Source organism: Kitasatospora sp. NEAU-69 (genome assembly GCF_057158765.1).
On the sequence record NZ_JBWXUE010000003.1, the window covers coordinates 372739 to 379235 of the forward strand.

At 68.9% G+C, this 6497-nt stretch carries 4 protein-coding genes; 2 read left to right on the top strand and 2 right to left on the bottom strand.

The features are described from left to right. The first annotated feature begins 4 nt into the window (after positions 1-4). Both AC060L_RS05930 and AC060L_RS05935 read left to right on the top strand, forming a co-directional pair. On the top strand, positions 5-1123 hold the full coding sequence (locus tag AC060L_RS05930; RefSeq protein ID WP_483797422.1) for a fatty acid desaturase family protein: 1119 nt from the start codon (positions 5-7) through the stop codon (positions 1121-1123). Positions 1124-1352: 229 nt separating this feature from the next. Further along, positions 1353-3860: a collagenase gene (locus tag AC060L_RS05935; RefSeq protein ID WP_483797423.1), complete on the top strand. Its 2508-nt coding sequence runs from the start codon at positions 1353-1355 to the stop codon at positions 3858-3860. 73 nt (positions 3861-3933) lie between these two features. Here the strand turns inward: AC060L_RS05935 and AC060L_RS05940 are convergent, their stop codons facing one another. Next, positions 3934-5319, bottom strand: coding sequence for an RICIN domain-containing protein (locus AC060L_RS05940; protein WP_483797424.1), 1386 nt, complete (start codon positions 5317-5319; stop codon positions 3934-3936). A 255-nt stretch (positions 5320-5574) separates the two neighbouring features. Next, the gene (locus AC060L_RS05945; RefSeq protein WP_483797425.1) at positions 5575-6294 is read right to left on the bottom strand and encodes an aminoacyl-tRNA hydrolase; all 720 of its coding nucleotides are present in this window, start codon (positions 6292-6294) and stop codon (positions 5575-5577) included. Positions 6295-6497 lie beyond the last annotated feature (203 nt).

Here is a 6497-nt window from a genome sequence, read left to right on the forward strand (position 1 = left end):
CACCTTGACCGCCATCGACCCCACCGCCCACCTGACCGCAGAGCAGATCGAGGAGCTCGGCCGCGAGCTGGACGCGATCCGCGACGAGGTGCTCGCCGACCGCGGCGAGAAGGACGCCGCCTACATCCGCAAGGTCATCTCGACGCAGCGCAAGCTCGAGCTGGCCAGCAGGGGCGTGCTGCTGTTCTCGATCTTCCCGCCCGCGTGGCTGCTCGGCACCGCCGGCCTGTCCGTGGCGAAGATCATGGACAACATGGAGATCGGCCACAACGTCCTGCACGGCCAGTGGGACTGGATGCGGGACCCGAAGATCCACTCCACCACCTGGGAGTGGGACCACGTCTCGCCGGCCGAGCAGTGGAAGCACTCGCACAACGAGCTGCACCACACGTACACCAACGTGATCGGCAAGGACAACGACCTCGGCTACGGCATCATGCGCGTCGACGAGGACCAGAAGTGGCACCCGGTCCACCTCGGCCAGCCGCTGTGGAACTTCGTCAACGCCTGCTTCTTCGAGTACGGCATCGCGGCGTACGACCTCGAACTCGGCAAGAACCTGGACAAGCACCGCCGCAGGACCCCGGAGTTCCGCGCGCGGGTCAAGGCCGTGGGCCGCAAGATCCGCAAGCAGGTGCTCAAGGACTACGTGATCCACCCGCTGCTGTCGGGCCCGTCGTTCCTCACCACGCTCGCCGCCACGTTCACCGCGAACCTGGTCCGCAACATCTGGACCCACTCGGTGATCATGTGCGGGCACTTCCCGGAGGGCGTACAGGTCTTCGAGCGCCAGTCGGTCAACGGCGAGACGCGCGGCCAGTGGTACCTGCGCCAGATGATGGGCTCGGCGAACATCAGCGGCAGCAGGGCCATGCACTTCATGACCGGCAACCTGTCCCACCAGATCGAGCACCACCTGTTCCCGGACCTGCCGAGCAACCGGTACGCCGAGGTCGCGGTGAAGGTGCGCGCGCTGTTCGAAAAGTACGAGCTGGAGTACGTCACCGGGCCGCTGCCCAAGCAGGTGTTCTCCGCGTGGCACAAGGTCTTCCGGCTCTCGCTGCCGAACAGGAAGCCCAAGGTCAAGACACCGGCCCGCGAGAAGGAGCTCATCGCCGCCTGATTCGCAGGGCGTTGACCGATCCGCGGCCAATGACACCAAAAGCGCCCAAGTTTCACCATCAAAAGTCCCCAAGACCACTAATAACATGTCACACCCTATTGCTCTGGCACTCCGTGCGTGAGAGCGTGCCGGGCAGTGCCTCTGCCCGTCCCCCACCGAGGCGCAGCCACTGGACCCCCACCAAGGAGTGACGATGCGTCGGCCATCAAGGCTGCCCAGAATCATGGCGGTGCTCGCCGCAACGAGCACCGCCATAGCCGCTTTTGCCACCACCCCGAGCTTCGCCGCCGCGCCCGCGAAGTCCGCCCCACAGGTCAGTCAGGCCGCGAACCCCTACCGCGGTCCGAGCCCGACCGGCAGCATCGCCAGTGTCGGCAGCACCGACGACGGCGGCACGCAGAACGGCCGGATCGCCCCCACCCTGTTGCCCCCGCGCGCGCCCCGGACCGCCGCCCCCAAGGCGGTCCCGGCCTCGGCCAAGTCCAAGTCCGCCGCTTCCCGCGCCGCCGGGGAGGCGACGACCGCCGCCACTTCGTGCACCCCGGCGGACTTCTCCGGTCGCACCGGGGCTGCCCTCGTCTCGTTCATCGAGGGCTCGACCGAGGACTGCATCAGCTCGCTCTTCCCGCTCCGAGGCAGCATCGCCACCTCGGTGTTCAAGGAGAGCCAGATGACAGCCGTGGCCAACGGCTTCCAGAGCTCTGCCGCGGCCTACACCGGGGACAACTCGACCGGGCTGTTCCAGCTGATCTACTTCCTCCAGGGCGGCTACTTCGTCCAGTCCAACGACGCCGCGGACGTACCCGCGTACGACGCCTCGCTGACCAACCCGGTGCAGGCAGGACTGGACGCCATCGTGGCCGGCCCGCACTTCACCGACGTCAGTGACGGCAACGGCATGGTCGCCGGCCAGGCGATGATCCTGAGCGACTCCGCCAACCTGCAGGCCCGTTACATCAACACCTACAAGCAGGTGTTGAACGGCTACAACAGCTCGTACGACTCGTCGCCGTCCATGCTGGGCTTCGTCAACGACGTCTTCACCCCGATCTTCCGCGGCCACCAGCAGCCGGCCTACGTCGCCGCGGTCACCGCCGACCCGAGCCTGATCACCACGCTCGACGCCTTCGCCCAGAACCACCTCTCGATGCTCGGCGGAAGCAACAGCTTCCTCGACGCGAACGCCGCGCTGGAGACGTCCCGGTTCAGCGAGCACCCGGCGCTGCTGCCCGTGGTCAGGCCGATGGTCCAGCAACTGCTCTCCGAGACGCAGATCAGCGGCCCGACCGCGGCCGTCTGGGCCCCCGTGGCCGGCATGATCAACTATGCCGACCCGGCCGACTGCTCCTCCTACAGCACCTGCAACCTGACGGCCCGGCTCAAGGCTGCCGCGCTGCCGATCAACCACACCTGCGACTCGACGCACAGCATCCTGGCGCAGAGCCTGACCGCCGCCGACCTGACCGCCGTCTGCACCAGCCTGGAGAACCAGGACGGCTTCGTCCACAACCTGGTCAAGGACAACGGCCCGATCCCCGGCCAGTACGAGAACTCACTGCAGATGGTGGTCTTCGCCAGCCCGCAGGACTACCAGATCTACGCCGGCGGCATCTACGGGATCGCCACCAACAACGGTGGCATGACCCTCGTCGGCGACCCGACCAACCCCGCCAACCAGCCGATCTCGATCACCTACCAGAACGGCAACGACGGCTTCACCGCCGGCGTCTGGAACCTCAACCACGAGTACACCCACGCGCTCGACGGCCGGCTGGACATGAAGGGCAACTTCACCCAGCAGACCGCCGTGCCGGACGTCTGGTGGATCGAGGGCGTCGCCGAGTACGTCTCCTACACCTACCGCAACGTCACCGACACCGGCGCGGTGGCCGTGGCCCCGCTGCACACCTATGCGCTCAGCACGCTCTTCCAGAACACCTACCAGAACAGCGACCAGACCCGCACCTACCCGTGGGGCTACCTCGCCGTCCGCTACATGGTCCAGAAGCACCCGGACGTCATCCAGAGCATGCTGAGCCACTTCCGCACCGGTGACTACACCGGCGGCTACGCGGCCTACAACTCCATCGGCACCGCCTACGACGCCGACTTCAACACCTGGCTGGACGCCTGCGCCGCCGGCGCCTGCGTGGTGCCCGGCACCCCGAGCCCCTCGTTCTACGTCGGTGCCAACGGCCTGAACGTGCAGTTCTCCGACACCTCGACCGAGATCGGCAGCGGCAGCATCGTGTCGTGGGCCTGGAACTTCGGCGACGGCGCGACCGCCAACTCCGCCCGCCCGGCACACAGTTTCGCCGCGGCCGGCACCTACAACGTCAGCCTCACGGTGACCGACAACTACGGCAAGTCCGAAACCACCACGGTGCCGGTCACCCTGACCACCGCGCAGATGTGCGGCGCGACCAACACCCAGGTGCTGGACCGGAACTGCTACCGGGCCAACCAGTCCGCGACCGCCGGGAACCTGGACTACTACTACATCTACCTGCCGGCCGGCACCACCACGCTGAACGTCACCGCCAACGGTGGCACCGGCACGGCCTACCTGCTCTACAACCCCAACACCTGGGCCACGCCGTCCGCCTACACCAACAGCTCGACGAACAACGGCACCACCCAGAGCCTCACCGTCACCAACACCACGGCCGGCTACCGCTACATCAGCCTCTACGCCCAGACCAACTTCAGCGGCGTGACCATCACCACCCAGTACTGACCGTCAGTGAAACGGTGGCGGCCCGGGGCCGAAGCCCCGGGCCGCCACGACCGTTCAGCGCCGGGAGTGGCTCCTACTGGAGCCTCCACTGCTGGTTCCAGGCGTTGTTGCAGGTCCAGACGCCCAACGCCTTGGCATTCTCGTCGTAGGTGAGGCAGTCCTGGTCGGTGATCCGGATCTGGTACTGGCCGTCGCCCTCGTTGACGAGCTGCCACTTCTGCTGGTCGGAGCCGGTCCAGGGCTGGGCCTCGGCGAGGTAGCTCTTGGTGTTCTCGGTCAGCGCGAGGCCGTTGGCGGCGCTGGTGATCTCGAACCGGCCGGTGCCCTGCGGGGTCAGCAGCCAGGCGGAGTTGTTGGCGCCGCTGGCCCCGGCAACGATCGAGGGACCCGAGGCGGCCCCGGTGGCGATCGGGCCACTGCCGGTCTTCACCACGGGGTAGAGCGGAACGACGCTGGTACCGCCGCTGCCTGCGGCGAGACCGCCCTGGGGGGTTCCGGTGCTGCCGCCGACGGGCGTACCAGCGACGGGGGCACCGCCGCCGCTCGGAACACCGGGGACCAGCACCGGGCCCTGCGGAGTGCCGGTGCTGCCACCGACGGGGGTACCGCCACCGCCGCCGGTGGAAACGCCCGGGACGAGCACCGGGCCCTGCGGCGTACCGGGAGTGCCGCCGACGGAGGTACCGCCACCGCCGCCAGTGGAAACGCCCGGGGAGCTCGTGCCGCTGCCGGTACCGCCACCACCGTTCCCGGTGCTGATGCCCGGGCCGCCGGCGCTACCAGTGCCGCCGCCGTTGACGCCCGGGCCAGTGCCGGTGCCGACGCTGCCGGAGCCGGAGCGGGAGACGTCGCGGGCGGGGAAGTGGAGGGTCCGGTCCACGGTGACGCAGGGTATCGGGAAGCAGTTCCCGTTCCTCGCGGTGGTGGTGTCGGAGTCGTTGCCGATGAACGCCCAGTTCATGTAGCCGCCGTCGCCCTGGTTGTCGAACGTCGAGTCGCCCGAGAAGACCCAGTACCGGAAGTCGTCGTAGCCGGTGGGATTGTCCTTCGTGCCGTGCTGCAGCCTGTAGGTCTGGTCGAGCACCACCCCGTGCAGGTTCGCCACGTAGTGGTTGAAGAAGAGCAGGGTGTTCCAGTAGTCGGTTCCGTCGTACTTGAACACCATGATGTTGTAGCCGGGCGCCTTGGCGCTCAACTGCGTGGCCATCAGCTGACTGACGGCGGCGTTATCGGCCTGCGTCTGGAGGGCCCCAGCACGCCAGCCCTGGGTGAGGGTGCTGAGCGCGCCGACCACGTCCGTGCTGCAGTTGCCGCCGCCCACGCCGTCCGGGCCGGAGCAGTCGGCGGCGGAGGCCGACTGCGGCGCGGCCAGCAGGCCGCCCAGCGACAGGCCCGACAGCAGGGCGCCCACGATGAAGCGCTGGCCGAGCCGGACCGTCCGGCGGGGGGAAATGCGCATGCTGAGGTACCTGATCTCTCGCGAGGGTGTGGTGTATCCGAACTGGAAGGATCTTGGTCGGATAGTAGGACCCACGCGATCGCGCATTTGTCACCCATGACGCTTTTCTGACGAACTGTCTGCTGGATCTGCCCTTTGGGGCAGCAGCGGCCGCCGCCGCTACGGGCAGCGAGGACGATCAGTTCGATGAGGACGTGGAGCTCACGGGTTCGCCGGCAACGGCTTCCATGGCCTCGCGCACCGGCCACGCGATGGTCAGCGCAGGGCCGGGTGGTCGGCCACGACGGTGCAGGAGCCGGGGGCGATCTCGGTGAAGCCGGCGTCGCGGACCACCGGGAGGCGACCGGAGGTGAGCTCGGCCCACTGCGCGGGGGTCGGGGTCCGGACGGCGAGGGCGAAGCCGGACTCGGCCCACTCCTTGCGCTGGGCATCGGTCAGCTCGAACCAGGCGAGCTGGGCCGCGTGGCCGGTCTGCGCCATCGTCTTGCCGGCGCTCATCTCCAGCTCCGGGTTGAGCCAGAGCACCGGCAGGTCGGCGGGCGGGACCGGGAGCTCGACGTCCTGCGGGTCGTCGAGCTCGGTGCCGGAGACCTGGAGCTTGGCGAGCTCCTTCGGCCAGCCGTCCAGCGGGACCGGCGGGTAGACCCGCACCTCCGCGGCCACGCCGGTGACCGTGAGGCCGGGCAGCTCGGCGGCCTTGCGCCACTCGCCGCCGCGGGCTCGCCGGACCACCTTGCGGATCCGGCCGTCCTGCCAGGCCAGCAGCGCCTCGGCCCACTCGCCGTCGCCGAGCGCGCGCGGGTCGGCGAGCATCGCGAGCACCGCGCGGGCCGAGGTCTCCAGTGCGTCGGTGCGGGCGGGCGGGTCGGCCTTCTCCAGGTGGACCACCAGCGGCATCACGTACTGCGGATTGGCGTCGCGGTCGCTCGGCGAGTCGGCGGGGCTGGGCGCGTTGAAGTAGCTAGGCGTGCTCACCCCCACAGGTTAGGCCAGCCGCCCGGGCCGCCGGACAGGCCCTAGGGCCTGTCGTCAAACCCCCTTCGTCGCCCGCAGGGCGGCTTGGCGGCGTCAGGTGCGTGCTCTCGGCGTGCCGGGCGCAGGCCCTCGTACTGGACGTACTTGGGCCTGTGCCCGGTGCGGCGAGAGTGCGTGCATGGCGTCGCCGAGCAGAAGGGGGT